The sequence below is a fragment of the Streptomyces sp. W1SF4 genome (assembly GCF_003950035.1).
GTDB lineage: Bacteria > Actinomycetota > Actinomycetes > Streptomycetales > Streptomycetaceae > Streptomyces > Streptomyces racemochromogenes.
Genome location: NZ_CP034350.1, coordinates 3,895,685 through 3,920,826, shown reverse-complemented (window position 1 = coordinate 3,920,826; position 25,142 = coordinate 3,895,685). Strand labels below are relative to the sequence as shown.

Below are 25,142 nucleotides of genomic sequence, written 5' to 3'. Positions count from 1 at the left end.
CGGGGCCTTCGTCATTTCCCTCCCCGCTTTCGTGTGCGTGACGCGGCGCACACCCGATGACAAATGTCATCGCGGGCCGTGACAGCGCGCACTGCCGCGCCCGCCGGGCCGCCGCGAGGCTTGAGCCATGACCACCGACACAGTGATCCAGGCCGAGGAACTGCGCCGCGGCTACGCCGGGGGCTTCGAAGCCGTACGGGGCGTCACCTTCTCCGTGACCCGCGGCGAGGTCTTCGCCCTGCTCGGCACCAACGGCGCCGGCAAGACCTCAACGGTCGAACTGCTGGAGGGGCTCGCCGCCCCGACCGGCGGACAGGTCCGCGTCTTCGGCCTCGACCCCCACACCCGGCGCGCCGAGGTCCGCCCGCGGACCGGGGTCATGCTCCAGGAGGGTGGCTTCCCCTCGGACCTGTCGGTGACCGAGACCGTCCGGATGTGGAGCGGGGTCACCACCGGCGCCCGCCCCGCTCCGGAGGTCCTGGACCTGGTCGGACTGGGCGCGCGTGCGTCCGTACGCGTCAAGCAGCTGTCCGGCGGCGAGCGGCGGCGGCTCGACCTCGCGCTCGCCCTGCTGGGCCGGCCGGAGGTGCTCTTCCTCGACGAGCCGACCACCGGGATGGACCCCGAGGGCCGCCAGGACACCTGGGCCCTCGTCCGGGAACTGCGCGCGCAGGGCACCACGGTGCTGCTGACCACGCACTACCTGGAGGAGGCCGAGCAGCTCGCCGACCGCCTCGCGATCCTGCACGAGGGGGAGCTGGTCCTGTCCGGCACCCCCGAGGAGGTGACGGCCACCCAGCCCTCCCGGATCCGCTTCACCCTGCCGGACGGCGTCCCGGCCGCCCGGCTCCCGCTGGAACTGCGCGCGGCCGCCGACGGGCAGCGGGTCGAGATCCGCACCGACCGGCTCCAGCACGACCTCGGCGCCCTCCTGCGCTGGGCCGACGGGACCGGGGTGGCCCTGGCCGGGCTCGACGCCCGCCACGCCTCCCTGGAGGAGGCCTTCCTGGAGATCGCCCGGAACCGGCGCCACACGGGCACCGGCGCTCTGGCCCACGACGACACGATGGCGGGGACCCGATGAACACCATGACCGTGAACCCCGGCCGGATCGCGGCCCTCGGCCGCTCCGAGCTGACCCTGCTGCTGCGCAACCGGGCCGCGCTGAGCGTGGCCGTGCTGCTGCCCGTCCTGATGGTGTTCGTCCTGCGCTCCTCCGTCGGCGGGGACACCGCGGCCGCGGTCGCCGAGGCCACCCTCACCGGCGGCATCGGGATGGTGCTGCTGCTCGTCGTCTACATGAACCTGGTCTCCGCGTACGTGGCCCGCCGCGAGGAACTCGTACTGAAGCGGCTGCGCACCGGCGAGGCCGGCGACCTGGAGATCCTCACCGGGAGCGCGCTGCCCGCCACCGCCATCGCCCTCGCGCAGATCGCCGCGCTCACCGTGGCGGGCGCCGCGGTACTGGGCGCGCCGATGCCCGACAACCCGGCGCTGGTCGTGGCGGGCGTGCTCGCCGCGCTCCCGCTGCTCGCCGGCCTGGCCGCCCTCACCAGCGCGGTCACCCGCAACGTGGAGACCGCGGGGCTGACCACGCTGCCGCTGTTCCTGGCGACGATGCTCGGCTCGGGGGTGTTCGCGCCGACGGACAAGATGCCCGACGTGGTGGCCTCCGTGTGCGAACTCCTGCCGCTCAGCGGTGTGATGACGCTCGTCCGCGCCGGGTGGAGCGGCGGGAGCACGGGGTACGACCTGCTGGGGGCCGCACTCACCACGCTGGCCTGGATGATCGTCACGGTGTTTGCTGTCCAGCGGTGGTTCCGCTGGGAGCCGCGCCGCTGACCAGAGCGAAGAGCCGGGGGGACGGAACGTGTCGAAGCTGACCGGGTGGTGGAAGAAGCGCAACAGCGCGGGGAAGGTCGAGCTGTACACACGCTGGTCCTTCCACCTGTTCGTGCTCATCGAGATCGTGTCCTTCGGACTGGTCGCCGTCGTCTCCAGCGCGGAGAACGACACACCGCGGCCCCTCGCACTCGCCGCCCTGGCCGTGGTCGTCGCCCACGCGGTCCTCATCGGCTTCCTCTCCTCCAGCGCCCTCGACGCCGTCTGCGGCCGCCGCGAACGCCCGGTCCGGCTCGCGGTGGTGACCACCGCCGCCACCGTCGCGGCCGTACTGCTCTTCCTGTTCCTGCGCCGGTTCGGCAGCCTCGACGAATCCGTGGCCCCCGGCCTGGTCGTGGGGGTGACCTGCTTCGGCTGCGGATCCCTCGTCCTCGCCGTGGAGAAGGTCCAGCACATGAAGTACGTACCCCTGGTCGCCGCGGTGGGCACCGGAGCGACCGTCGCCGCGCTCGGCCTGCCGCTCGGCGAGGCCGTGGGGTACTTCGTCGCCGTCCTGGTCGCCGGCGTCTTCCTCGCCTTCACCTGCGGGTTCTCCGGCTGGCTGCTGCGCACCGTCTACGAACTCGACCACGCCCGGGAAGTCCAGGCGCAGTTGGCGGTGGCCGAGGAGCGGCTGCGCTTCGGGCGGGACCTGCACGACGTGATGGGCCGCAACCTGGCGGTGATCGCCCTCAAGAGCGAGCTGGCGGTGCAGCTGGCCCGGCGCGAACGCCCCGAGGCCGTGGACCAGATGATCGAGGTGCAGCGGATCGCGCGCGAGTCGCAGCGGGAGGTGCGCGACGTCGTGCGCGGCTACCGGGAGGCGGACCTCTCCGTGGAGCTGGAGGGCGCGCGCGGGGTGCTGAGCGCGGCCGGGATGGACTGCCGCGTCGAGTACGCGACGGCCGGGCGGCAGCTGCCGGGCGAGGTGCAGTCGGCGCTGGGCTGGGTGGTCCGGGAGGCGACGACGAACGTCCTGCGGCACGGGGACGCGCGCAGCTGCCTGATCCGGCTCGCCGCGCCGGCGGACTCGGGCACGGTGACGCTGCTGGTGGAGAACGACGGGGTGCCCGAGACACCCGCCGGAATGCCCGGATCCGGCCTCGCGGGGCTGCGGGAGCGGCTCGCGGCGGTGGACGGGACCCTGCTGGCGGGGCCGGCCGAGGGCGGCCGGTTCCGGCTGCGGGCCGAGGTGCCCCTGGACACACGACGAGTGGAGGTGCGGGCGTGAGCCCCGTACGCGTACTTCTGGCCGACGACGAGCACCTGATCCGGGGCGCGCTGGCCGCACTGCTGGGCCTGGAGGACGACCTCGTCGTCGTGGCCGAGGCGGCCTCCGGGCCGGAGGCGCTGGCGATGGCGCGGGCGCACCGGCCGGACGTGGCGGTGCTGGACCTCCAGATGCCGGGCGCCGACGGTGTGAGCGTGGCCACATCGCTGCGGGCCGAACTGCCCGACTGCAAGACCATGATCGTGACCAGTCACGGGCGTCCCGGGCACCTGAAGCGGGCCCTCGCGGCCGGGGTGCGGGCCTTCGCGCCGAAGACGGTCTCCGCGCAGCGGCTGGCCGAGCTGATCCGCACCGTGCACGCCGGAGGGCGGTACGTGGACCCCGAGTTGGCGGCCGACGCGATCAGCGCGGGCGACTCCCCGCTGACCGCCCGCGAGGCGGAGGTGCTGGAACTCGCGGCGGACGGGGCGCCGATCGCGGAGATCGCGGAGCGGGCCTCGCTGTCGCAGGGGACCGTACGCAACTACCTGTCCTCGGCGGCGACGAAGCTCGGCGCGGAGAACCGGCACACCGCGGTGCGTCTCGCACGGCAGCGGGGTTGGGTATAGTGGGTGTCGCGCTACGGCGCACAGGCGGACATAGCTCAGTTGGTAGAGCACCACCTTGCCAAGGTGGATGTCGCGCGTTCGAGTCGCGTTGTCCGCTCAGCTGGCGAAGGCCCCGATCACCGATCGGGGCCTTCGTCGTGTCAGCTCCAGGTCTGACCGGTGAGGCGCTCGTAGGCCTCGACGTACTTGGCGCGGGTCCGCGCCACGACCTCCTGCGGGAGGACCGGCGGCGGGAGCTCGCCCTTGGAGTCCCAGCCGGAGGCCGGGGAGGCCAGCCAGTCGCGGACGTACTGCTTGTCGAACGAGGGCTGGGTGCGGCCCGGCTGCCACTGGTCGGCCGGCCAGAAGCGGGAGGAGTCCGGGGTGAGGACCTCGTCGGCGGCGACGAGCGTGCCGTCCTTGTCGAAGCCGAACTCGAACTTGGTGTCCGCCAGGATGATGCCGCGCTCGCGGGCGATGTCCCGGGCCCGCCCGTACACGGCGAGGGTGGTCTGGCGCAGCAGCGCCGCCGTCTCGGCGCCGGTGGTGCGGGCGACCTCCTCGTAGGAGACGTTCTCGTCGTGGTCGCCGACCTCCGCCTTGGCGGCCGGGGTGAAGATCGGGGCGGGCAGCTCGGAGCCGTCCACCAGGCCCTCGGGGAGGGCGAGTCCGCAGACCGTGCGGGTCTGGACGTACTCCTTGAGACCGGAGCCGGTGAGGTAGCCGCGGGCCACGCACTCGACGGGGACCATGTCGAGGCTCTTGCAGACCAGCGTGCGGCCCTCCCAGTCGGCGGGGGCGCCGGCGGGCAGGTCCGTGCCGATGACGTGGTTGGGGACCAGGTCGGCGAGCTGGTCGAACCACCAGAGGGAGAGCTGCGTCAGGATGCGGCCCTTCTCCGGGATCTCGGTGGGCAGCACCCAGTCGGCGGCGGAGATCCGGTCGCTGGCGACCATCACGAGGTTGCCGTCCTCGTCGCGGTAGAGGTCGCGGACCTTGCCGGTGTGGAGGTGGTGGAGGCCGGGCACCTGCACCGGCTCGGGCTTTTCGACGAATCCGGGCACGGGTTCTCCCTGTGGTTCTGTACGAGCGCGGGACCATTCTCCCGCACCCGTCCGCGAACGGGGACAACGGGTCCGGTCAGTCCCGCTTGCAGATCCGGTCGAGGAGGTTCGCCGTCGCCCGCTGGACCCGCTCGTCCACGTGCCCGGGGCGGTCGAGTGCCGGGGACCAGGCGAAGGTGCCGGACGCGAAGACCAGGGAGCCGCTCGGGGCCCGGTACAGGGAGGTCTCCTGGTGGCGCTTGGCCCCCTCGCCGTCGAGGTACGGGGAGTGGGCGAGCAGGATGCGGTCCTGGTGCTCGGGGAGCTGGGTGCGCGGGAAGTATCGGTCGGCCTCGCCGGCCACCAGCCCGTCGAGCTCGTCGTTCTCCGCGGCGCCGGTGGAGTCCCAGAGCCAGTGCGTGGCGTTGCGGACGACCAGCGGCGCGGGCTCGGGGACCCGCCCCGCGTACTGGATGCCGAGCAGCTGCTGTTCGGGGCGGTCGACCTCGCGCCACAGGCTGGGGCGGCCGGGGCCGCGGCGTTTTCGGCAGGTCAGCAGCCGGTCCTCGACCCCCGAGGGCGAGGGGGAGAGCTCCACCTGCCAGTACATGGTGTTGGCGGAGAGGAAGACAAGGGAGGTGCCGTGGTCGCGGGCGCGCTCGACGGTGCGGCGCATGGGGACCGACCAGTACTCGTCGTGGCCGGGGAAGACCAGGCCCCGGTAGCGGGTCGGATCGACGCGGCCGGAGTGCAGGTCGCGGGTGTCGGCGTACGCGAGGTCGTAGCCGTAGCGCTCGGCCCAGCGGATGAAGTCGTAGGCGTGGCCCACGTGCAGCGGCAGGCCGGCGCCCGCGTAGGGGCGGTCGAAGGAGACGGTGATGGCCGCGTCGCGCTCGCCGAGCAGCCGGCCCTGCTCGTCCCAGGCGTGGTAGAGGCTGGCGCCCGTGCGGCCGTCCTCGGGGTAGAGGTTGTAGGCCTGCCAGGTGATGTCCGGGAGCAGCAGGAGGAGGTCGGCGGGGTGGTCGTCGCGGACCGTGAAGGGGATGTGGGAGCGGTATCCGTCGGCGGTGGTGAGGACGGCCACGTAGGCGCCGATGCTCCAGTACGAGGGGACCTGGAGCCGCCAGGAGAGCCACCAGTGGTGGCAGGAGACGGTGCGGTCGGCGGTGAGCGGGGGCGGCTGGACGATGCCGGACAGCCGGGGGCTGGTGGTGATCTTGGAAGCGCCGTCGCCGCCGTAGTGGCCGATCCGGTAGACGTCGACGGAGAACTGCTGGGGCGGGTCGACGGTGACGTGGAAGTCGATGGCCTCGCCGGGGGCGACGGCTCCGGTGGAGGCGAAGCCCTTGATCTGCCGGTGCACGTCGTCCGCGGTGCGGGGGCCGCCGCCCCGGGGGCTCTGGGCGGGGACGCGGGGGCGGCCGTCCGGGCCGTGGCCCGGGGTGGCGACGGCGGGGTCCACGTACCAGGGGACCACCTGGCCGGTGTCGTCGAAGTACAGCTCGCTGCCCCGGAACCAGGGCAGCGGGCCCTGCCCGAAGGGGTCGGTGACCGCGTGCGCGAGCGCGCCCGACTCCCAACGCCGGATCTGGTCCGCACCCATACCGCTTCCCTCCCTCGCTCCCCCGAACGCCTTTGCTCCCGTCAGGTGCGCGGCGGCATTTCGGACACCTTTCCGCGACCGGTCCCAAGCACATCACATAACGCACTCACTCCGTCACCGTTCGTCGTGAATTGACGTGAACGGAACGCGGGGGGCGGGCGGGCGCTTCAGAGGAGGCGTACGGGCTTCTCGGGGCGCACGCCGAGCTCCGCGAGCCAGTCGCGCAGCGGCGCCGGGTCCCCGTCCTCGACGAGGGAGAGCACGCGTGGGGCGAGGTCGGCGCGGCGCTCGCCGCCGACCAGCAGGACGGGGCCGTCCAGCCAGTCCATGCCCGGGCCCGCGCCGGCCGAGTCCACGGCGGCGCAGCAGACGAGGGCGGTGACGTGGTCGGCGAGCAGGTCGCGCCCGCTGCGCGGGGGCTGGAGCGGGAACAGCGGCAGCGTGTCCGCGCCGCCGCGGGGCTGCGGCCTGGCGGCTCCGGCGGCGCGCTCCTCCCGGGCCAGGTCGCCGCTGAGCCGCCCGGCGAGGGCCTCCCCGGCCGCGCCCTCCCCGGCGGGGTCGGTGAGGTAGCCGAGGACCCGCTCCAGCGTCGCCCCGCCCGGGGGAACCGGTCCGCCCGCGCCGGGGGCCCGGTCCGCGGCGCGGGCGGCGGCGGGGGCGGAGGGGCCGCCGGGGGCACCCGGGGCACCGCTCACGGAGGCTCCGGCGGGGGCGGGGGCGCCCGTGGTGACGGGCACGGGCTCCGCCGGGGCCGCGGGGGCGTCCGGCCGGGGCCGGCCGGCGGCGGGCGGTGCCAGCTCCGCCGGGACGGACAGGGCGTCCAGGGCGGCGTGCAGGCGGGCCGCCTCGGTACGCCACTTGCGGTCCACGACCTCCTGCGGGTACGCCGCCCAGTCCACGGGGGACCAGTCCGGGCCCGCCTCGGCCGGGCCGCCGTGGAACAGCCTGGCCGCCAGCAGGGAGGCGGCCTCGTCGACCACGCCGGGCTGCTCCAGCAGGTCGCAGGCGGGGCGCTCGCCGAGCCGCGAGGTGAACCCCTCCGCCAGCCGGTCCCGCCGGGACAGCTCGGTCAGGGCGGAGACCACCCCGGCGTCCAGGTGCGCCGGCCAGCGGCCCATCCGCCAGGCGGGCAGCGCGACCCGGGTCAGCAGCCGGTCCCAGCCCGCGTAGGCGAGGCCGACCTGCTCCTGGGCGACGATGCGCAGGCCGTAGTCCACACCCTGTGCGCGGTCGGAGGCGGCGGCGGCCACCCCGCGCTCCATCTCGGCGGCGTCCGTCCGGCACAGCCGCAGCAGCAGCCGGGCCGGGCGGCCGATCCAGCCCAGGCCGGGCCTGCCGCCGATGTCCGCCGCCGCGTCGAGCCCGCGGACGAAGCCGCGCGCGTCGGCTATGTCCGGATGCGCGGAGGGGCCCGTACCGGCGACGACGGGCGCGAGGACGGCCCGCAGCTCCGCGACCCGCATCCACCACAGGAAGGGCGATCCGATCACCAGGACGGGGGCCGCGCCGGGCTCGGACTCCGGTCCGGTGCCCGTGCCCCTGCCCCGGCGGCGGTGGGCGGCATGGGTGCGGTCCTCCAGCCAGCTGTCGCAGTCCGGGGTGAGGGCTATCGCGGAGGGCGCGGGGACGTCCATCCGGTCTGCCAGGTCCCGCACGAGGCGGTAGAGGTCGGGGGCGGCGGCTTCCGGCAGCGGCACCGTCGGGGTCACGGCGGGACCCGCGCGCAGCACCACCGCGCCGAATATCCCGCCCGCCAGCAGCACCAGGGCGGCCACCGCGCAGACGGCCAGGGTCACCGCCGGCCAGGGGTCACCGCCCAGCCGGCCCGTCATCCGGGCGGCGACGAGCACCACCGCGAGGGCGGCGGGCAGCAGGACGGCGGCCGTGGCCCTGCTGCGGACCCGCAGCACGGCGAGGGCCCGTGAACGCGCGGACGGCGCGCCCACTTCTGCGATCGAACCGGTTCCGGACACGGCCGGACCTCACCCCCTCTGCCCTGCGGCGGCTTTGCTCACTCCCCCACTGTGACACCCGCCACTGACATCGCAATGCCGGTGGGCCATGTGCCGGAATGCTTGCGCCGCACCCTAGTTGGGGCGGGCGCGGACGTCAGGCAGTCCGGGTGACGATCACCCGATGGAATGGCTTTGGCTAAAGGTGGCTGCGTTCGAAGGCGGCCGGATGCAGTCGCACGCGTACGCACGCGCGGACCCGGTGCGCTTCTCCGCACACCGGGCCCGCGTCATGACGGCCGTGCTGGTCAGCGGCCTTCGGCCGCCTTGGCGGCGATGTCCGTGCGGTGCTGGGACCCGTCGAGCTTGATCCGCCCGACCGCCTTATACGCCTTCTCGCGCGCCTGCGCCAGGTCGGAACCGGTCGCCGTCACCGACAGGACGCGACCGCCCGCGCTGACGACGGCGTCGCCCTCGCGGCGGGTCCCGGCGTGCAGCACGTACGCGTCGGGCGCGTCCTTCGCCGCCACGTCGCCGAGGCCCTCGATCGGGTCGCCGGTGCGCGGGGTATCGGGGTAGTTGTGCGAGGCGATGACCACCGTGACGGCCGCGTCGTCGCTCCAGTTCAGCGCCGGGAGGGAGTTCAGGGTGCCGTTGGCGGCGTTCAGCAGCACGCCGGCGAGGGGGGTGCGCAGCCGGGCCAGGACCACCTGGGTCTCGGGGTCGCCGAAGCGGGCGTTGAACTCGATGACGCGGGTGCCGCGGCTGGTGATGGCCAGGCCCGCGTAGAGCAGCCCGGAGAAGGGGGTGCCGCGGTGGCGGAGCTCGTCCACGGTCGGCTGGAGCACCAGCTCCATGACCTCGTCGACCAGCTTCGGGTCCGCCCATGGGAGCGGCGAGTACGCGCCCATGCCGCCGGTGTTGGGGCCCTGGTCGCCGTCGAGCGCGCGCTTGAAGTCCTGGGCGGGCTGGAGCGGCAGCACGGTGACGCCGTCGGTGATGGCGAAGAGGGAGACCTCGGGGCCGTCGAGGTACTCCTCGATGACGACGCGGTCGCAGGCCAGCGCGTGGTCGCGGGCGACGGCCCGGTCCTCGGTGACGACGACGCCCTTGCCGGCGGCGAGGCCGTCGTCCTTGACGACGTACGGGGCGCCGAAGGCGTCGAGGGCCGCGTCGACCTCCTCGGCGGTGGTGCAGACGTAGCTGCGCGCGGTCGGGACCCCGGCCGCGGCCATGACGTCCTTGGCGAAGGCCTTGGAACCCTCCAGCCGCGCGGCCTCGGCGGACGGCCCGAAGACCGGGATGCCGGCCGCGCGGACGGCGTCCGCCACGCCGGCGACGAGGGGGGCCTCCGGGCCGACGACGACCAGCCCGGCGCCGAGCTCGACGGCGAGGGCGGCGACCGCCGCGCCGTCGAGGGCGTCGACCGGGCGCAGCTCCGCCACCTCGGCGATGCCGGCGTTGCCGGGGGCGCAGTACAGCGCGGAGACGTCGGGGTCGAGGGACAGAGAGCGGCACAGGGCGTGTTCGCGGGCGCCGCCGCCGATGACGAGGACCTTCACGCCGCCCAGGGTAGCCCGGACGGCGCGGCCGGTTTCGTGCGGCCACCCAATCAGCGGGGGCTACTCGTTCGTGTATTCCTCCACAACGGTCGCCCCGAGCTCGCGCACGATCAGGTCGTGTCCGGTCAGGGCGCTGTCGACGAGGTCCGGGTCGTCCTCCTCCGGGACGTCGTCCTCGGGGGCGACCGGCGGCGGCGCCTGCTGCACGGGCGGCTGCGGGGCGGGGGCCGCCTGCGGGGGCGGCGGCTGGTACGCGGGCGGCTGCGGGACCTGCTGCGACGGCGGGGCCTGCGGGGCCGCCGGGGGCGGGCTGTAGGCGGGGGCGGCCGGCGCGGAGTAGGAGGAGTACGAGGAGGGCGCGGCCGGGGCCGGCCCGCCGCCCCCGACCACGGCGTCGATCTTCCAGTTGACCTGGAACTGCTCGGCCAGGACCGCCTTGAGGACGTCCTCGCTGCCGCTGCTCGCGAAGTTGTCGCGGGCTCCGGCGTTGGGGAAGCCGAGCTGGAGGGTGGTCCCGTCGAAGCCGGTGACCTGGGCGTTCTGGCTGAGCAGGATCCAGGTGAAGCGGCGGCGGTTCTTGACGGCCTCCAGCACGCCGGGCCACATCGCCTGGACCTGCCCGACGCCGACCGCCATCTCGGCGGAGGGCGCGGCGGCGGCCGGGGCGGCGGGAGCGGAGGCCGCCGGGGCGGGGGTGGGTGCGGGGGCGGCCGGGGCTCCGCTGCCGGGGACGGCGGCGGAGGGCCAGGCCCCGGCGGCGGGCGTGGCCGGGGCGGCGGGCGCGGCGGACGCGGCCGGTGTGGAGGCCCCGGGCCAGGCGCCGGGGGCGGGTGCCCCGCTGCCGGGCTGCGCCGCCCCGGGCCACGCACCGGGCGCCTGCGCGGGAGCGGCGGCGGCCGGAGCGGGGGCCTGGACGGGCGCGGGCGCCTGGGCGGGCGCGGGCGCCGGAGCCGGGGCGGGAGCCGGCACGGGCGGCACCTGCGCCGGCGCCGCGGCGGCGTCCGGCCCGGGTCCCCGTACGGCGGCACGCGCGGCGGCGACCCCGCCGCCGGGACCGGCCGGGGCCATGCCGTGCGCCTCGGGCGCGGGCACGTAGCCCATGGCGGGCGCTGCGGCCGGCGCGGCGAAAGCGGCGGCGGGCGGCCCGCTGCGCTCCAGCCGGTCCAGCCGGGCCTGGAAGGAGCGCTCGTCGTCGAAGGCGGCCGGCAGCAGCACCCGGGCGCAGATCAGCTCCAGCTGGAGCCGGGGCGAGGTGGCGCCGCGCATCTCGGTGAGCCCGGCGTTGACCAGGTCGGCGGCGCGGCTGAGCTCGGCGGCGCCGAACACCGACGCCTGGGCCTGCATCCGTTCCACGACGTCGGCGGGGGCGTCGATCAGCCCCTTCTCCCCGGCGTCGGGCACGGCGGCCAGGATCACCAGGTCGCGCAGCCGCTCCAGCAGGTCGGCGACGAACCGGCGCGGGTCGTTGCCGCCCTCGACCACCCGGTCGACGACCTCGAACGCGGCGGCCCCGTCCCCGGCGGCGAAGGCGTCGACCACCGAATCGAGCAGCGACCCCTCCGTGTACCCGAGCAGGGAGGTGGCCATGGCGTATGTCACACCCTCCTCGCCGGCACCGGCGAGGAGCTGGTCCATGACGGACATGGAGTCACGCACGGACCCGGCACCGGCGCGCACGACGAGCGGCAGCACGCCGTCCTCGACCTTGGCGCCCTCGCGCCCGCAGACCTCGCCGAGGTAGTCGCGCAGCGTCCCGGGCGGCACGAGCCGGAAGGGGTAGTGGTGCGTCCGGGAGCGGATCGTCCCGATGACCTTCTCGGGCTCGGTGGTCGCGAAGATGAACTTGAGGTGCTCCGGCGGCTCCTCGACCACCTTCAGCAGGGCGTTGAAGCCCGCCGAGGTGACCATGTGCGCCTCGTCGATGATGTAGATCTTGTACCGGCTCGACGCGGGCCCGAAGAAGGCCTTCTCGCGCAGGTCACGGGCGTCGTCGACACCACCGTGCGAGGCGGCGTCGATCTCGATGACGTCGATGGACCCCGGCCCGTTCCTGGCGAGGTCCCGGCAGGACTGGCACTCCCCGCACGGATCCGGGGTGGGGCCCTGCTCACAGTTGAGGCAGCGCGCCAGGATGCGCGCGCTGGTCGTCTTGCCGCAGCCGCGCGGGCCGCTGAACAGGTACGCGTGATTGACCCGGTTGTTCCGCAGGGCCTGCATCAGCGGGGCAGTGACATGCTCCTGCCCGATGACCTCGGCGAACGACTCGGGGCGGTAGCGGCGGTACAGCGCAAGGGACGACACGTCTACGAGGTTATCCGGGCCCACCGACAACCACGGCCCGCCGACGCCCCGGACCCGCCCCGGAACGCAAAGCGCCCCTCACGCACCCGCCAGAGCCCACTTACCCTTGCTGCCTTCCGGCCCTGGGGGAGTTGGGTGAGATAGCGCCACGTGAGGGGCTGGGCCCCACCCTAGCGGATACGGGGCCCCGGAATCGAGCCGGACCCCTCCCCGGATCCACCCGGGACCGCCGGCCGGGATCGTGTTCGCGAGCACCCCTCAACGTCTTGTATTGTTTGCGGCGGAGGATTCGCCTAGAGGCCTAGGGCGCACGCTTGGAAAGCGTGTTGGGGGCAACCCCTCACGAGTTCGAATCTCGTATCCTCCGCACTCGCCCGCAAGGGCAACCGAAGGACCCGACCGCTCAGCGGCCGGGTCCTTCGCCGTTCCGCGGCCATGCCACCCCAGACGTGGGATCAAGCGCCCGGCCAGTTCCCCTGCGCGGTCACCACGGGAAGCCCTCGGCGCAGCCGTACGCGACGAAGGCGCCGGCCATCAGGACGGCGGTCGCGGCCAGGCCCCGCCGGCGCCACTCCGGGAAGGCGCACAGGGCGACCAGGCCCGGGCCGGCGGCCAGGGCGGCGAAGCTCAGGAGCGAGGGCTCCGGGTACTCGCGGACGGAGAGCGGGGCCAGCAGCGCCAGGGCGTACATCTGCAGGGCGAGGCAGGCGGGAACGGTCGCCACCCTCGGCCGGACGTCCAGCAGGCGCAGGGCGACCACGTAGAAGACCGCCGTCACGGCCAGCCACGAGGCGAAGGCGATGAACTGGAACACCGGCAAGCAGATCGTGGGGCCGGATTCGCAGCGGCCGTCCTCGGTGGCGCCCCACCACCACAGCCCCATCGCCAGGTATCCGGTGAACAGACCGGCGAGGGTGCTGCCCACCACTGAGTAGATCTTGTCCATGCGTCAGACGCTCCCAGTGCGGGACCGACGCGTCCTGAGTACGCGTACTCAGAAGTGGCCACTTTCGTAGACACTGTCTACTCCCCGGCGTCGACAGTGCCCCCGTCGGCGCCGGGCGGCTCAGGTCCCGCGTCGGCGCAGGGACTCCTGGGCGGCGACGTACTTCAGCATCAGGCGGGCGAAGTCCAGCCGTTCGCGCTCGCTCCAGTCGGCGGTGACGTACTCGAAGGCCGAGCGCTGGTGCCTGCGGAAGCGGGCCATCAGCTCCTCGCCCTCGGGGCTGAGGTGGAGGACCGTGCGGCGGCCGTCCCGCTGGGAGGCGGCGCGGACCAGGTAGCCGGCGGAGATGCAGTCGGACACCATGCGGCTGGCCACCGAGGGGTCGGTGCCCAGGTGCGCGCCGACCGCGCCGACGGTGACCTCGCGGGCGCCGTCCTGCCCGATCTCCAGGACCACGTTGAGGACCAGGGTCCGGCCCAGGTCCTTCTGGGAGATCGGGTTCTCGACCTCCAGGAGCGAGGAGCGCCGCAGTTTCCCGAACGCCGGGCCGACGGCGTTCAGGAGGTCCTCGTCGCCCATGTCCGCCGCGTCCGCCTGCTGCTTCGTCATGACCCTCATCGTACATACGTGACTGTCGGCAAACATGTGTTGACCCGAAAACGTGTGCATGCAAGCATGCATATGTCAGCGGTCAGGCAATGACGGCCGCCCTCGCGAACGGAGAACCCATGAGCACCCTCGTCACCGGCGCCCGAGGCAAGGTCGGCCGGGCCCTCGTCGGCCGCCTGCACTCCGCCGGACACGCCGTCCGCGCCGCCAGTTCCCACCCCGCGCGGCTCACCGTCCCGGACGGGGTCGAGACCCGTGAGCTCGTCCTCGACCGTCCCGAGACCTTCGCCGCCGCACTGGACGGCGTCCGGCAGGTCTTCCTCTATCCCGAGCCCGCCGGCATCCAGGAGCTGATCGCCGCCGCCGAGGCCGCCGGCGTCGAGCACGTCGTCCTGCTGTCCTCGTCCTCCGTCCTCGCCCCGGGCGCCGCGCACGACGCGCTCGCGAGCCACAGCCTGGAGGTCGAGCGAGCCCTCACCGCCTCCGCCCTGACCTGCACCTTCCTGCGCCCGGACGCCTTCGCCAGCAACTCCTTCGGCTGGGCGTACCCCATCGGCCGGTCCCTGCCGCTCCAGCTCGCCTACCCGGACGCGCACATCGCGCCCATCCACCCCGAGGACATCGCCGACATCGCCTTCGAGGCCCTCACCGGCGACGCCCTCACCGGCCGCCGGCTCACCCTGACCGGCTCCGAGTCGCTCACCTTCCGACACCAACTGGCGGTCCTGGCCGACGCGATCGGCCGCGAGATCCCCGTCGAGCAGATCACCCGCGCCGAGGCCGAGCGCCAGATGGGCGCCCACATGCCCGCCCCGATGGTCTCCTCGCTGCTCGACCTGTGGGAGGCCGCGAACCACGGCCCCGCCACCGTCGCCGACACCACCGAGACCCTGCTCGGCCGGCCCGCCCGCACCTACGCGCAATGGGCCCGCGAGAACGCCGCCGCCTTCACCGGCCACTGATGACACCCGGGCGCAGGCCCGCCCCTCACGCCCCTCCTTCACCACCACACGCCGTGTCACGGAACGTGACCTCCGCCTACCGTCGGTCATGACAGCTGGCCGGGCGGGAAACGAGGAGGAAGCGGATGAGGAACCGGATGAGGAACCGGATGGGTGTGGGGACGCGGAGGGGAATGGGGACGCGGGCGCGGAGGGCGGCGGGGCTGGTCGGCGCGTGCGCGGCGGCCGTGGCGCTGGCGCTGGCGGCCCCCGGTACGGCACAGGCGGCCCAGGGCGTCCTGTTCATCGACGGCGCGCCGAACGAAGCCCCCAGCGGCTGCTTCCCCCTGGGCGACTTCGCCCCCTCGGAGGTCGCCAACTTCACGAACGGGGTGGCCTGGGTGTGGGACGGCGCGAACTGCGACGGCCGGGTGGTGCACGCGATCCTCCCGGGCCGGATCGCGATCGGTCACGGCCGGAGCCTGTTCATCGAGTAGGACGCCGCAGGGCCTCCAGCGCCCCTCCCCCTGGGGCGGGCCGGCCTGCGCAACCGCGCCCGTACCGGGCGCGGTTGGGTACGCGTACTCACGACACCGCGGCCGTCCGGGCCGACGCTGGAGGCACACCACGCCCCAGGGAGAGCCGATGAACGCGCGCACGCTGATACGCCTGACCTTCGCCAATCCCGCCTCGGCGGTCTACCTCACCCTCGTCGCCGGGGCCATCGCGGTGGCGACGGGCATCACCCTCTTCGGTCAGGACCCGGGGTTCGTCTGGATCTGGCCCACCCTCGTCACCGCCCCGTCCTCCTTCGCCGCGACGGCCGTCGGCATGCTGCTCTGGGGCGCGTCGAAGCCTCCCCTGTGGTTCTCCGCCGGTGTGCTGGTCGCCTGTGGCCTCGTGCAGTCCGCGGCGCTGGGCGCCGCCTGGGAGGCCGTCCGGCGCGGCCGGCGCCACGGCCGGCCGCACGGCCGACCGTAGGCACCAGGCGCCCCGCAAGCCGGGCGGCCTAGCCGAAGCTCGGCATCTCCCCGGCCGTCGTCGACAGGTCGATCACCGCGAACGCCGCCCCCTGCGGGTCGGTGACCGCCGCGAAGCGGCCGAAGGGGCTGTCCATCGGCCCGAAGTGCAGCTGCCCGCCGTGCTTGCGGGTCTTCGCGACCGCCTCGTCGCAGTCCGGCACCGCGAAGTAGACCTGTACGTAGGAGGGGATCTCCGGCGGGAACTCCTCGCCCATCCTCATCCGGCCCAGCACCGGGTTCTGCGGACCGCCCACGCTGAAGACCTTGAAGTCCATCCCGGCCGCCTCCGGGTCGTCACCGGGGTCCATCTGCTGCGACTCGTACGGGAAGACCTGCGAAAGGAAGGCGTCCGCCTTGTCCGGCTCGCGCGTGAACACCTCCGCCCAGGCGTACGCACCGGCCTCGCCGAGCTTCTCGAAGCCCTTGTGCTCACCGGGCTGCCAGACGCCGAAGACCGCGCCGCTCGGCTCCTTGGCGATCGCCATCGTCCCGAACGAGCCGACCTGCATCGGCTCCATCATCAGCGCGCCGCCCGCCGCCCTGATCTTCTCGGCGGTGGCGGCGGCGTCGGACGAGGCGAAGTAGAGACACCACTGCGAGGGGGCGTCACCGCCCGGCATCGGCGGCACCACGGCCGCGACCGCCTTGCCGTCGGAATAGGCCTGCGTGTAGTTGCCGTACTCGCTGCTGGCCTCGCCGAAGGTCCAGCCCAGCACGTCGCCGTAGAACTCCTTGGCGCCCTCCACGTCGGAGAACATCGCGTCCACCCAGCACGGGGCGCCTTCCGGGAACTCAGCCATGGTCGATCGACTCCTGTGTCGTCTGCCGTCCGTACGCGTGCTTGTCCTGTCGCTCCCACGCTAGGCGGGGGGTCTGACAATCGCGCGCCGACCGGGCGCCGGGGCCGCCGCCGGGGGAGGCTTGGGGCATGGACGACATCACCATCCGGCTCGCGCAGCAGCCCGAGGCCGACGCCCTGCTCGCGCGCAGCCCGCTGGCCGCGCTCACCGGCATGCTGCTCGACCAGCAGGTGCCGATGGAGTGGGCGTTCTCGGGGCCCTGGACCATCGCCCGGCGGCTCGGCACCGACGACCTCGACGCGCACGCCATCGCCGCCCACGACCCGGAGGCCTTCGCGGCGCTGCTGTCGCAGAAGCCCGCCGTGCACCGCTACCCGGGATCGATGGCGAAGCGGATCCAGCAGCTCTGCGCGTACCTGGTGGAGCACTACGACGGAGACGCGGCCGCCGTGTGGGCCGACGCCTCCAGCGGCGCCGAGCTGCTGGCCCGGCTGAAGGCGCTGCCGGGGTTCGGGGAGCAGAAGGCGCAGATCTTCCTGGCCCTGCTGGGCAAGCGGTTCGGCGTCCGACCCTTGGGCTGGCGCGAGGCCGCCGGCGGCTACGGCCTGCCGGGCGTCCACCGCTCGGCGGCCGACATCACGGGCCCGGAGTCCCTGGCGAAGGTCCGCGAGTACAAGCAGGCCCAGAAGGCCGCCGCCAAGCGCTCCGCGTCAGCCGACGGGGCGTGAACTCGCAGCGGACAAACGGAGTTGGGCGCTCCAGGGGCACCCGTCGGCAGAGCGGCGGAGCGGTCGCCGTAGGGTCGGGATCATGACCGAGAACCTCACCCGCGCCGCGAACGCCGAAGTCATCTCCGACGGCCCCGGCAGCTTCATCACCCTGCTCACCGACACCCCCGAACTCACCTGCAACACCGCACGCTTCGAGGTGGGCGCGGCCGGGGCCCCGGTGCACTTCCACACCAAGGCCACCGAGTTCTTCCACGTCACCGACGGCCGGCTCGACGTCCTCGTCGGGGACGAGGTCCACACCCTCGCCAAGGGCGACTTCATCAGCATCGCCCCCGGCGTGAAGCACGCCTTCGCCCCGGCCGCCGGCCACACCGCCGAGGTGTTCGTCGGCTTCACCCCCGGCATGGCCCGCTTCGACTACTACCGCCTCCTCGGGCGGGTGCGCGCGGGCGAGGCCACCGTGCAGGACATCATCGACAGCCAGCCCACGTACGACAACCACTACGCCGAGAGCGACGCCTGGGCCGCCCGGCCGCGCAGCACCGAGGCGTAGACCTCGTCGGCGTCGAGCCGCCGCAGCTCCTCCGCGATCAGCTCGGCGGTGCTGCGGATCTTCAGCGCGACCTTGCGATCGGGCCAGCCCGGCAGCACCAGCGTGGCCAGCGAGCCGGTCGGGCGGTCCACGACCACCTCGCCCACGGAGGTCTCCAGCCGGACCCGGGTGATCAGCGGCCCGTCCGAGGCCACCCGCGCCACCGGCACGCCGAGGCGGTCCTCCAGCCAGCGCGCCAGCAGCTCGGCGCTCGCGTTGTCGGGCTCGCTCTCCACCGCGCCGCCGGTCACCGGAAGCGGCTTCTGGTCGAACGCGCAGGCCAGCAGGGAGCGCCACGGCGTGAGCCGGGTCCAGGCGAGGTCGGTGTCGCCGGGGGCGTACGAGGCCGCGCGCGCGTCCAGCACGCCGAGCGGGTCCGGGGCCTCCTGCGCGTCGGTGATCCGCCGCTGGGCCAGCGCGCCCAGGTCGTCGCGGGCGGGATCGGCGGGCGCCTCGGCCGGCCACCACGCCACCACCGGCGCGTCCGGCGCCAGCAGCGGGAGCACCACCGAGCCGGCCTGGGTGGTGAGTTCGCCGTGCAGGCGCAGGATCACCGTCTCCCCGGACCCGGCGTCCGATCCCACGCGCAGTTCGGCGTCGAGCCGGGTCCGGCGCCGCCGTTCCGGGCCCCGGTGGGTCCGCTTGATCACCGCGATGATCCGGCACGGGTGCTCCCGCGAGGCCTCGGAGGCCGCGCGTACGGCGTCGTAGGCGTGCTCCTCGTCGGTGACGATGACGAGGGTCAGCACCAGCCCCATGGTCTGGCTGCCAACGGCCCGGCGGGCGTCGAGCAGCGCCCGGCCGATCTTGCTGGACGTGGTGTCGGTGAGTTCGGTCCGCATGCCCCGAGTCTGTCAGCGCCCGCCGGGTGCCCGACAGCCGGTTCGCTCGACTCCGTCTTGAGGGCGACCGTGGCGTCCCCGGTCAGCGGCGGCGGCGCGCGGTCCCGAAGACCGACCGGGAGATCTCCCGTCCCAGCTGCGTCCCGATCGACCGTGCCAGGGAACGGAACAGCCCGCTGCCCACGACCTGTTCGGCCAGGGAGGGTTCCGGTTTCGGGGCGGAGCGGGCGGCCCTCGCCGCGTCCTTGGCCTGCTTCTCGGCCTCCGCCGCCGCGGCGGCCGCCTCCGCCGCGGCCTCCGCGGCGGCCTGTTCTGCGGTGATCTTCTCGTACGCGGACTCGCGGTCGACCGGCTCGGCGTAGCGCGCGTACAGCGGTGAGGACGTGACCGCCCGGTCCAGGGCCTCGGCGCCGACCGGCCCCATCAGCGACTGCGGTGCGCGCAGCCGGGTGGCGGCGACCGGGGTCGGGGCGCCCTTCTCGCTGAGCACCGTGACGACGGCCTCGCCGGTGCCGAGCCCGGTGAGCGTCTCCTCCAGGTCGTAGGGGGAGTTGGGGAAAGTCTTCACCGTGGCCTTGAGGGCCTTCGCGTCGTCGGGGGTGAAGGCGCGCAGGGCGTGCTGGACGCGGTTGCCGAGCTGGGCGAGCACGTCCGCGGGCACGTCCTTGGGGGTCTGGGTGACGAAGAAGACGCCGATCCCCTTGGAGCGGATCAGCCGGACGGTCTGGGTGATGGATTGCAAGAACGCCTTCGAGGCGCCGTTGAAGAGGAGGTGCGCCTCGTCGAAGAAGAACACCAGCTTGGGCTGTTCCAGATCGCCGACTTCGGGAAGTCCTCCGTAGAGGTCGGCGAGCAGCCACATCAGGAATGTGGAGAAAAGCTGCGGTTTGTCCTGTACTGCCGGGAGTTCCAGGACGGAGACCACTCCGCGCCCGTCGGCGGCCGTCCGGAGCAATTCACTGGTGTCGAATTCGGGCTCGCCGAAGAATTCCGCGGCGCCCTGCTGCTCGAATGCGGTCAGAGCGCGCAGGATCACCCCGGCGGTCACGGTGGAGAGGCCGCCGATTCCCTTCAGCTCCGGCCTTCCCTCGTCGGACACGAGGAAGGCGACGACCGCCCGCAGGTCCTTGAGGTCGATCAGCTCCAGGCCCTTGGAGTCGGCGTAGTGGAAGATCAGGCCGAGGGACTGCTCCTGCGTCGGGTTGAGCTGGAGCACCTTCGACATCAGCACCGGCCCGAAGGCCGTCACGCTCGCGCGGACCGGGATCCCGGGGCCGATCCCGCCGAGGGAGTAGAACTCGGCGGGGTACGCGGTCGCCTCCCACTCCTGCGCGACCTCGCCGGCCCTGGCCGCGGTCCGCTCGTTCGCCGCGCCGGGCGCGGAGATGCCGGAGACGTCGCCCTTGATGTCGGCCAGGAAGACGGGCACGCCGTTCGCCGACAGCTGCTCGGCGATCAGCTGGAGCGTCTTGGTCTTGCCGGTGCCGGTCGCCCCGGCCACCAGCCCGTGCCGGTTGAGCATGGCGAGGGGGATCCGGATCTGCCGCTCGGGCAGGCACTTCCCGTCCCAGAGCAGCGCTCCGAGGTCGAGCGCCGGGCCGGTGAAGGCGTACCCGGCGGCGATCGCGTCGACGGCGGGGGCGGGCGCCCCGGACGGTTCGGACGGGTCGGCCGGAACCGCCGGGCCGGTGCTCTGGCTCATGCATCCCTCCCGGAATAGGCCTGTCTGCCACTTTTGCACCGACAGCGCGAGGCTGCGCCCGGAGGCACCGGCCCGGTAGGCTTTCCGTGTGATCTTCAAGCGCATCGGAAACGGGCGGCCGTACCCCGACCACGGCCGGGAGAGCGTCCGGCAGTGGGCGGACGTCGCGCCGCGCCCGGTACGGCTCGACCAGCTCGTGACGACCAAGGGGCAGCTGGACCTAGAGACCCTGCTCGCGGAGGACTCCACCTTCTACGGGGACCTCTTCGCCCACGTCGTGAAGTGGCAGGGCGACCTCTACCTGGAGGACGGGCTGCACCGCGCCGTGCGCGCGGCCCTCCAGCAGCGCCAGGTCCTGCACGCACGCGTCCTCGAACTGGACTGATTGCGCCTTTCGGGTCTGCCTTACCCGATCAACAGATCATTTCGTAGGCATCGTTCCGGTACGGCACTACGCTGCGCCCATGAGCATGCTCACTCCCCCCGGCATGGGCGGAAAGTACCGCGTAACGGGAGCTGCCTACCCCCGTATGAGCCGTCCCCGGCGGCGTCGGAAGATCGTCCTCGCCCTGCTCGGATCCGTCCTGGCCCTGGCCCTGCTGGGCTACGGGGCGCTGCAGCTCATCGACGTGTTCGGCGGCGACGACAGCGGCAAGCGCAACACGGCGGCGTCCGACGGGAACTGCCCCACGGCCTCCGCCAAACCCGCGAACGCCGTGAAACCCGCCACCGCCCCGGACGCGGGCCCCGCCGTCTCCAAGGCCCCCGCGGTCGCCCTTCCGCAGCCCGGCCAGATCACCGTCAACGTCTACAACGCGACCCCGCGCGCCGGCCTGGCCAAGGCCGTCGGCGACGAACTGAAGAAGCGCGGCTTCGCCGTCGGCCACGTCGGCAACGCCCCCGCCGACTTCGACAAGAAGGTCCCCGGCGCCGGGATACTGCTCGGCTCCCCGCGGACGGACAAGGCCGCCTACTCCGTCCTCGGCACCCAGCTCGCCGGGGTCACCACCCAGACCGACGCCCGCGAGGGCGCGGACATCGACCTGATCCTCGGCGACTCCTTCAAGGAGCTCAGCACGAAGGAGGACGCGGACAAGGCGCTGGCCGTCCTGGCCAACCCCGCGCCCACGCCCGCGCCCTCCGCGAAGTGCTGATCCCCTGAGGGTCCTCTCGAGGGTCCTCTGACAGGAGTACTGCTACTCGGCCGAGCCGTACATGCGGTCGCCCGCGTCGCCCAGGCCCGGGACGATGTAGCCGTGCTCGTTGAGCCGCTCGTCCACGGCGGCCGTCACCACCGTCACCGGCGTGCCCGCCAGCTCGCGCTCCATGACCTCGACGCCCTCCGGCGCGGCCAGCAGCACCACGGCGGTCACGTCGTCGGCGCCGCGCTTGATGAGCTCCTGGATCGCGGCGACCAGCGTGCCGCCGGTGGCCAGCATCGGGTCCACCACGTACACCTGGCGGCCGGAGAGGTCCTCGGGCATGCGCGTCGCGTACGTGGAGGCCTCCAGGGTCTCCTCGTTGCGGACCATGCCCAGGAAGCCCACCTCGGCGGTCGGCAGCAGCCGCACCATGCCGTCCAGCATGCCGAGGCCGGCGCGCAGGATCGGGACGACCAGCGGGCGCGGGTACGACAGCTTGACGCCGGTGGTCGGGCCGACCGGGGTCTCGATGTCGGACTGCTCGGTGCGCACGTCGCGGGTGGCCTCGTACGCGAGCAGCGTCACCAGCTCGTCGGCGAGCCGGCGGAAGGTGGGGGAGTCGGTGCGCTTGTCGCGCAGCGTGGTGAGTTTGTGCGCCACCAAGGGGTGATCGACGACCTGCAAACGCACAACATCCTCCAAGACTCAGCCGGGCTTCGACCTGCGATCAGCGAACTGCGAGACCCTGCTACCTGCGAAAACGGCCGCCTGTTCGCGACCCACTGGCAAAAGGCTACGCGCTGTGCGCACCGCCGCGCGTCCGCCGCGGGCCCTGAGATGCGGCCCGCCGCCGCGCCCAGCACGCTGGACTGGTGACCAACGGACTGGTGATCGCGGCCGTCGACGGATCCGAGCACAGCCTCCGCGCCCTGGAGTGGGCCCGCACGGCCGCCCTGCGGCACGGCACCGGCCTGCTGGTCGCCCACGTGCTGCCCGACGCCGCCCAGCTGTACGCCGGCCGCCGCTCGGCCCTGCACGACCCGAACGAGCCCGAGGAGTACGCGGACCCCGTGGGCGACCGCGTGCGCGCCATCCTGGAGGCCTCCCCCGAGCGGCCCGCGGAGGTCCGCTACGAGGCCCTGGAGGGCTCGGTCCCGGAGGCCCTGCGGGTGATCAGCGCCGAGGGGGCGCCCCGGATGCTGGTGATGGGCTCCCGAGGACGCGGCGGGTTCGCCACGCTGCTGCTCGGCTCGAACAGCAGGGCCGTGGCCACCACCGCCTCCTGCCCCGTCGTGGTGGTCCCGCACGCCGACCGCGACGCGGCCGCCGGGCCCTCCGGGGAGGCCGCGGGCGCCTCGGCCGGCAAGGTGGTGCTCGGGCTGCACGTCACCGAGACGCCCGAGGACGTGCTCTCCTTCGCCTTCGCGGAAGCCGCCGCACGGGGGACCACCGTCCAGGTGGTCTCGGCGTACGCGATCCCGCCCGGCCCGGCGAACCTGCTCGGCGGCCCCTTCGCCGTGATCCCGCCCGAGGCCCTCGCCGACGAAGGGGACTCCGTGCCGGCCGAACGGGAGATGCTGCGGGCCCAGACCCGGCGGCTGGAGGCGGTGCGCCGCCGGTACCCGGACGTGCCCGTCGAGCAGGCCGCCGAACCCGGGAACGCGGCCGGGCGGCTGGTGGACGCGTCCCGGTCGGCCGCGCTGGTCGTGGTGGGCCGCCACCACCCGCGCGTACGGTCCCTGCTGATCGGGTCGGTCGCGCACGCGGTGCTCCAGCACGCGCACGGCCCGGTGGCCGTCGTACCCGCCCTCACCGACACGGACGCCGAGGACTGACCCCTGAACTGGGGCGATCTGCGCGCCCTCGGCATCAAACGCGCCGGCCGGGGGAAGGGGGGATCCGGGGGGTCTGCTCCGTGACGGCGGAGGAGGACGACCGGACCAGCCTGGGGTGGTGCCGATGCCCGAGACGCAGTCGAACGACACCGACGGGAGAGAGGCGTACGAGGCGCCGGAGACGGCGGCGCAGCGCAGGGCGCGACGCGCGCAGTTCCTGCGCGATCTGAACGAGGCCAGGGAGCTGCGCGACCGGGTCCAGCCCCGGCGCGCCCGAGCGGCCCGGATGCGGCAGCAGATGCGGATGCGCACCTTCCGCTGGTGACCGGGCGACCGGGCGGGGCCGGGGCGTGCCACGCGGTGCGCGGCCCGGCCCACCGGCGTGCGCTCCGACGGCCCCCTGACCGGGCGCGAGGCCGGGTGCGCCGTCGGCGCCGCGACACGGCCGCCGCGCGGAAGACCTCTCGCAAAGCCGCTGTTTCTGCCACGATGCCGATTGGGCGGGGTGCGGACGGCAAGCGTCACGGCCGTGCACACCCCAACCTCCGGCCGGGGGGATCTCCAACCGGCACGCCTATGACCAGTGGGAGAGTCACGGTGTATTTCGCCGCACTGCTCGCGCGCACCGAAGACGGGTGGGAAGCGAGCGACATGGAACTCGACGACGTCGAGTCCCTCAGTGATCTGATCGATCTCGCACGGTCCGCCGCTGTCGACGACGACACGGTGGTCGCCCTCATCGAGCAGGAGGACGCCTGGTTCGGCGTCATCCGCGTGGACGGAGAGGAGGACCCCCGCTACTTCGTGTCGAACGCCTCCGTGGCCGACCGCAGCTCCTACGGATCGATGCTCACGAAGGAGCTGCTGGGCACCGACGAGGAGGACGACGGCCTCGACGTACTGGACCTGGACGGCACCGAGGACGGCGAGGAGGAGCCGGTCGCCGCCTACGCGGACGAGGAGGACGGCGCGGACGAGGAGCCGCGCGCCGGCTCCGAGCCCCTGCCGGCCGGTCCCCTCGGCGACCCCCGGCTGCTGGACGACCTCGGGGTCGGCCACAAGGAACTGCTGACCCTCGACGGAGACGCCGTCACCGAGATCGCCGACGCCCTCGGCGCCACCGACGTGCTGGAGGCCGTCCGCTAGTGATCACCGAGCACCACTTCACGTACGGCCCCGATCCCGTACGGGATCCCTGGCGGGACTCCATGCGCCTGGCGCTGGAGGAGGCCGCCCTGGCGGTACCGGCCGGCGACGTGCCGGTCGGTGCCGTCGTGCTCGGCCCCGGCGGGGAGCTCCTCTCCACCGGGCACAACGAACGGGAGGCCGCCGCAGATCCCACGGCGCACGCCGAGCTGCTGGCGCTGCGCCGGGCGGCCGCCCGGCTCGGGGAGTGGCGGCTGACCGGGTGCACCCTGGTGGTGACCCTGGAGCCGTGCGTGATGTGTGCGGGCGCGCTGGTGCAGTCCCGCGTGGCGCGGGTCGTCTACGGCGCGGGGGACGAGAAGGCGGGCGCGGCCGGGTCACTGTGGGACCTCGTACGCGACCGCCGGCTCAACCACCGCCCCGAAGTGATCCGCGGGGTACTGGAGCAGGAGTGCGCACGGCAGCTCACGGACTTCTTCCGGGATCTGTGAGCCCCCCGCGGGAGCCTTCCGGGAGGGGTGAGCCAGGCCACGTCCTGCGGATTTGCAAAGCACTCCCCACCTTGGGCTAGGATCTCTCTCGGTGGTGTGTCCGAGTGGCCGAAGGAGCTCGCCTCGAAAGCGAGTATGGGGCAACCCATCGGGGGTTCAAATCCCTCCACCACCGCCACTGAG

The 25,142-nt window shown here is 73.7% G+C and carries 26 protein-coding genes, 3 tRNA genes and 1 other RNA gene; 18 read left to right on the top strand and 12 right to left on the bottom strand.

Annotated features, from left to right (window positions below; all coding sequences use genetic code 11):
• The first annotated feature begins 127 nt into the window (after positions 1-127).
• The 5 genes from D1J60_RS18290 to D1J60_RS18270 all read left to right on the top strand — a co-directional run bounded on the left by D1J60_RS18290 (position 128) and on the right by D1J60_RS18270 (position 3,817).
• A complete protein-coding gene (locus tag D1J60_RS18290) occupies positions 128-1,084 on the top strand; it encodes an ABC transporter ATP-binding protein (RefSeq protein WP_125821813.1) in 957 nt (318 codons plus the stop codon).
• Entirely contained in the window at positions 1,081-1,842 is a 762-nt protein-coding gene (locus D1J60_RS18285) for an ABC transporter permease (RefSeq protein ID WP_125821812.1), read from the top strand. The genes D1J60_RS18290 and D1J60_RS18285 overlap by 4 nt, the downstream gene beginning before the upstream one ends.
• 28 nt (positions 1,843-1,870) lie before the next feature.
• Complete coding sequence (locus D1J60_RS18280; RefSeq protein WP_125821811.1) at positions 1,871-3,112, top strand: histidine kinase; 1,242 nt, start codon at positions 1,871-1,873, stop codon at positions 3,110-3,112.
• Positions 3,109-3,720, top strand: coding sequence for a response regulator transcription factor (locus D1J60_RS18275; protein ID WP_007265383.1), 612 nt, complete (start codon positions 3,109-3,111; stop codon positions 3,718-3,720). The genes D1J60_RS18280 and D1J60_RS18275 overlap by 4 nt, the downstream gene beginning before the upstream one ends.
• Before the next feature lie 24 nt (positions 3,721-3,744).
• Positions 3,745-3,817: transfer RNA gene (locus tag D1J60_RS18270), tRNA-Gly, on the top strand.
• A gap of 43 nt (positions 3,818-3,860) precedes the next feature.
• Here D1J60_RS18270 and D1J60_RS18265 read toward each other — a convergent pair.
• The 6 genes from D1J60_RS18265 to ffs all read right to left on the bottom strand — a co-directional run bounded on the left by D1J60_RS18265 (position 3,861) and on the right by ffs (position 12,323).
• Entirely contained in the window at positions 3,861-4,763 is a 903-nt protein-coding gene (locus D1J60_RS18265; RefSeq protein WP_125821810.1) for a phosphoribosylaminoimidazolesuccinocarboxamide synthase, read from the bottom strand.
• A 76-nt stretch (positions 4,764-4,839) separates the two neighbouring features.
• A complete protein-coding gene (locus tag D1J60_RS18260) occupies positions 4,840-6,345 on the bottom strand; it encodes a N,N-dimethylformamidase beta subunit family domain-containing protein (protein WP_125821809.1) in 1,506 nt (501 codons plus the stop codon).
• 167 nt (positions 6,346-6,512) lie between these two features.
• Positions 6,513-8,318 carry a hypothetical protein gene (locus D1J60_RS18255; RefSeq protein WP_125821808.1) on the bottom strand — a complete coding sequence of 602 codons (1,806 nt, stop codon included), beginning with the start codon at positions 8,316-8,318 and terminating at the stop codon, positions 6,513-6,515.
• 287 nt (positions 8,319-8,605) lie between these two features.
• Complete coding sequence (gene purD, locus D1J60_RS18250; RefSeq protein WP_125821807.1) at positions 8,606-9,859, bottom strand: phosphoribosylamine--glycine ligase; 1,254 nt, start codon at positions 9,857-9,859, stop codon at positions 8,606-8,608.
• A 60-nt stretch (positions 9,860-9,919) separates the two neighbouring features.
• Positions 9,920-12,160, bottom strand: coding sequence for a DNA polymerase III subunit gamma and tau (locus tag D1J60_RS18245; RefSeq protein WP_125821806.1), 2,241 nt, complete (start codon positions 12,158-12,160; stop codon positions 9,920-9,922).
• 64 nt (positions 12,161-12,224) lie between these two features.
• An RNA gene (gene ffs, locus D1J60_RS18240) (signal recognition particle sRNA small type) lies at positions 12,225-12,323 on the bottom strand.
• A 119-nt stretch (positions 12,324-12,442) separates the two neighbouring features.
• Here ffs and D1J60_RS18235 point away from each other — a divergent pair.
• A tRNA-Ser gene (locus D1J60_RS18235) sits at positions 12,443-12,527 on the top strand.
• A 117-nt stretch (positions 12,528-12,644) separates the two neighbouring features.
• On the opposite strand, the gene D1J60_RS18230 is transcribed toward D1J60_RS18235, so the two are convergent.
• Complete coding sequence (locus tag D1J60_RS18230; protein WP_125821805.1) at positions 12,645-13,106, bottom strand: hypothetical protein; 462 nt, start codon at positions 13,104-13,106, stop codon at positions 12,645-12,647.
• A gap of 120 nt (positions 13,107-13,226) precedes the next feature.
• The gene (locus tag D1J60_RS18225) at positions 13,227-13,715 is read right to left on the bottom strand and encodes a MarR family winged helix-turn-helix transcriptional regulator (RefSeq protein WP_125821804.1); all 489 of its coding nucleotides are present in this window, start codon (positions 13,713-13,715) and stop codon (positions 13,227-13,229) included.
• A 119-nt stretch (positions 13,716-13,834) separates the two neighbouring features.
• Between D1J60_RS18225 and D1J60_RS18220 the strand changes: the two genes are divergently transcribed.
• The 3 genes from D1J60_RS18220 to D1J60_RS18210 all read left to right on the top strand — a co-directional run bounded on the left by D1J60_RS18220 (position 13,835) and on the right by D1J60_RS18210 (position 15,637).
• Complete coding sequence (locus tag D1J60_RS18220; RefSeq protein WP_125821803.1) at positions 13,835-14,677, top strand: NAD(P)H-binding protein; 843 nt, start codon at positions 13,835-13,837, stop codon at positions 14,675-14,677.
• Positions 14,678-14,850: 173 nt separating this feature from the next.
• Positions 14,851-15,153 (top strand): hypothetical protein, encoded by a 303-nt coding sequence (locus D1J60_RS18215; RefSeq protein ID WP_125821802.1) that lies wholly within the window; start codon positions 14,851-14,853, stop codon positions 15,151-15,153.
• A gap of 148 nt (positions 15,154-15,301) precedes the next feature.
• Complete coding sequence (locus D1J60_RS18210; protein WP_125821801.1) at positions 15,302-15,637, top strand: hypothetical protein; 336 nt, start codon at positions 15,302-15,304, stop codon at positions 15,635-15,637.
• 28 nt (positions 15,638-15,665) lie between these two features.
• On the opposite strand, the gene D1J60_RS18205 is transcribed toward D1J60_RS18210, so the two are convergent.
• Positions 15,666-16,478, bottom strand: coding sequence for a VOC family protein (locus D1J60_RS18205; protein ID WP_125821800.1), 813 nt, complete (start codon positions 16,476-16,478; stop codon positions 15,666-15,668).
• Between the two features lie 128 nt (positions 16,479-16,606).
• Between D1J60_RS18205 and D1J60_RS18200 the strand changes: the two genes are divergently transcribed.
• Together D1J60_RS18200 and D1J60_RS18195 are read left to right on the top strand one after the other, a co-directional pair.
• Entirely contained in the window at positions 16,607-17,206 is a 600-nt protein-coding gene (locus tag D1J60_RS18200) for an HhH-GPD-type base excision DNA repair protein (RefSeq protein WP_125821799.1), read from the top strand.
• A gap of 82 nt (positions 17,207-17,288) precedes the next feature.
• Complete coding sequence (locus D1J60_RS18195) at positions 17,289-17,762, top strand: cupin domain-containing protein (protein ID WP_125821798.1); 474 nt, start codon at positions 17,289-17,291, stop codon at positions 17,760-17,762.
• On the opposite strand, the gene opcA is transcribed toward D1J60_RS18195, so the two are convergent.
• Both opcA and D1J60_RS18185 read right to left on the bottom strand, forming a co-directional pair.
• A complete protein-coding gene (opcA, locus tag D1J60_RS18190; protein ID WP_125821797.1) occupies positions 17,711-18,643 on the bottom strand; it encodes a glucose-6-phosphate dehydrogenase assembly protein OpcA in 933 nt (310 codons plus the stop codon). The two genes, D1J60_RS18195 and opcA, sit on opposite strands and share 52 nt — an antisense overlap.
• A gap of 82 nt (positions 18,644-18,725) precedes the next feature.
• Complete coding sequence (locus D1J60_RS18185; RefSeq protein WP_241253311.1) at positions 18,726-20,345, bottom strand: helicase HerA-like domain-containing protein; 1,620 nt, start codon at positions 20,343-20,345, stop codon at positions 18,726-18,728.
• Between the two features lie 88 nt (positions 20,346-20,433).
• On the opposite strand from D1J60_RS18185, the gene D1J60_RS18180 reads away from it, so the two are divergent.
• Positions 20,434-20,730, top strand: coding sequence for a type II toxin-antitoxin system VapB family antitoxin (locus tag D1J60_RS18180; protein ID WP_125601156.1), 297 nt, complete (start codon positions 20,434-20,436; stop codon positions 20,728-20,730).
• Between the two features lie 103 nt (positions 20,731-20,833).
• Positions 20,834-21,499: a LytR C-terminal domain-containing protein gene (locus D1J60_RS18175; RefSeq protein WP_185899576.1), complete on the top strand. Its 666-nt coding sequence runs from the start codon at positions 20,834-20,836 to the stop codon at positions 21,497-21,499.
• A 42-nt stretch (positions 21,500-21,541) separates the two neighbouring features.
• On the opposite strand, the gene upp is transcribed toward D1J60_RS18175, so the two are convergent.
• Positions 21,542-22,177 carry a uracil phosphoribosyltransferase gene (gene upp / locus D1J60_RS18170; protein ID WP_007265356.1) on the bottom strand — a complete coding sequence of 212 codons (636 nt, stop codon included), beginning with the start codon at positions 22,175-22,177 and terminating at the stop codon, positions 21,542-21,544.
• A gap of 182 nt (positions 22,178-22,359) precedes the next feature.
• Here upp and D1J60_RS18165 point away from each other — a divergent pair, with 182 nt between their 5' ends.
• The 5 genes from D1J60_RS18165 to D1J60_RS18145 all read left to right on the top strand — a co-directional run bounded on the left by D1J60_RS18165 (position 22,360) and on the right by D1J60_RS18145 (position 25,137).
• Positions 22,360-23,322, top strand: coding sequence for a universal stress protein (locus tag D1J60_RS18165; protein ID WP_241253310.1), 963 nt, complete (start codon positions 22,360-22,362; stop codon positions 23,320-23,322).
• Positions 23,323-23,446: 124 nt separating this feature from the next.
• A complete protein-coding gene (locus D1J60_RS18160; RefSeq protein WP_185899574.1) occupies positions 23,447-23,647 on the top strand; it encodes a hypothetical protein in 201 nt (66 codons plus the stop codon).
• A gap of 272 nt (positions 23,648-23,919) precedes the next feature.
• A complete protein-coding gene (locus D1J60_RS18155) occupies positions 23,920-24,468 on the top strand; it encodes a hypothetical protein (RefSeq protein ID WP_125824079.1) in 549 nt (182 codons plus the stop codon).
• A 62-nt stretch (positions 24,469-24,530) separates the two neighbouring features.
• Positions 24,531-24,959: a tRNA adenosine(34) deaminase TadA gene (tadA, locus tag D1J60_RS18150; RefSeq protein ID WP_241253572.1), complete on the top strand. Its 429-nt coding sequence runs from the start codon at positions 24,531-24,533 to the stop codon at positions 24,957-24,959.
• Between the two features lie 90 nt (positions 24,960-25,049).
• A tRNA-Ser gene (locus tag D1J60_RS18145) sits at positions 25,050-25,137 on the top strand.
• The last annotated feature ends 5 nt before the right edge of the window (positions 25,138-25,142 follow it).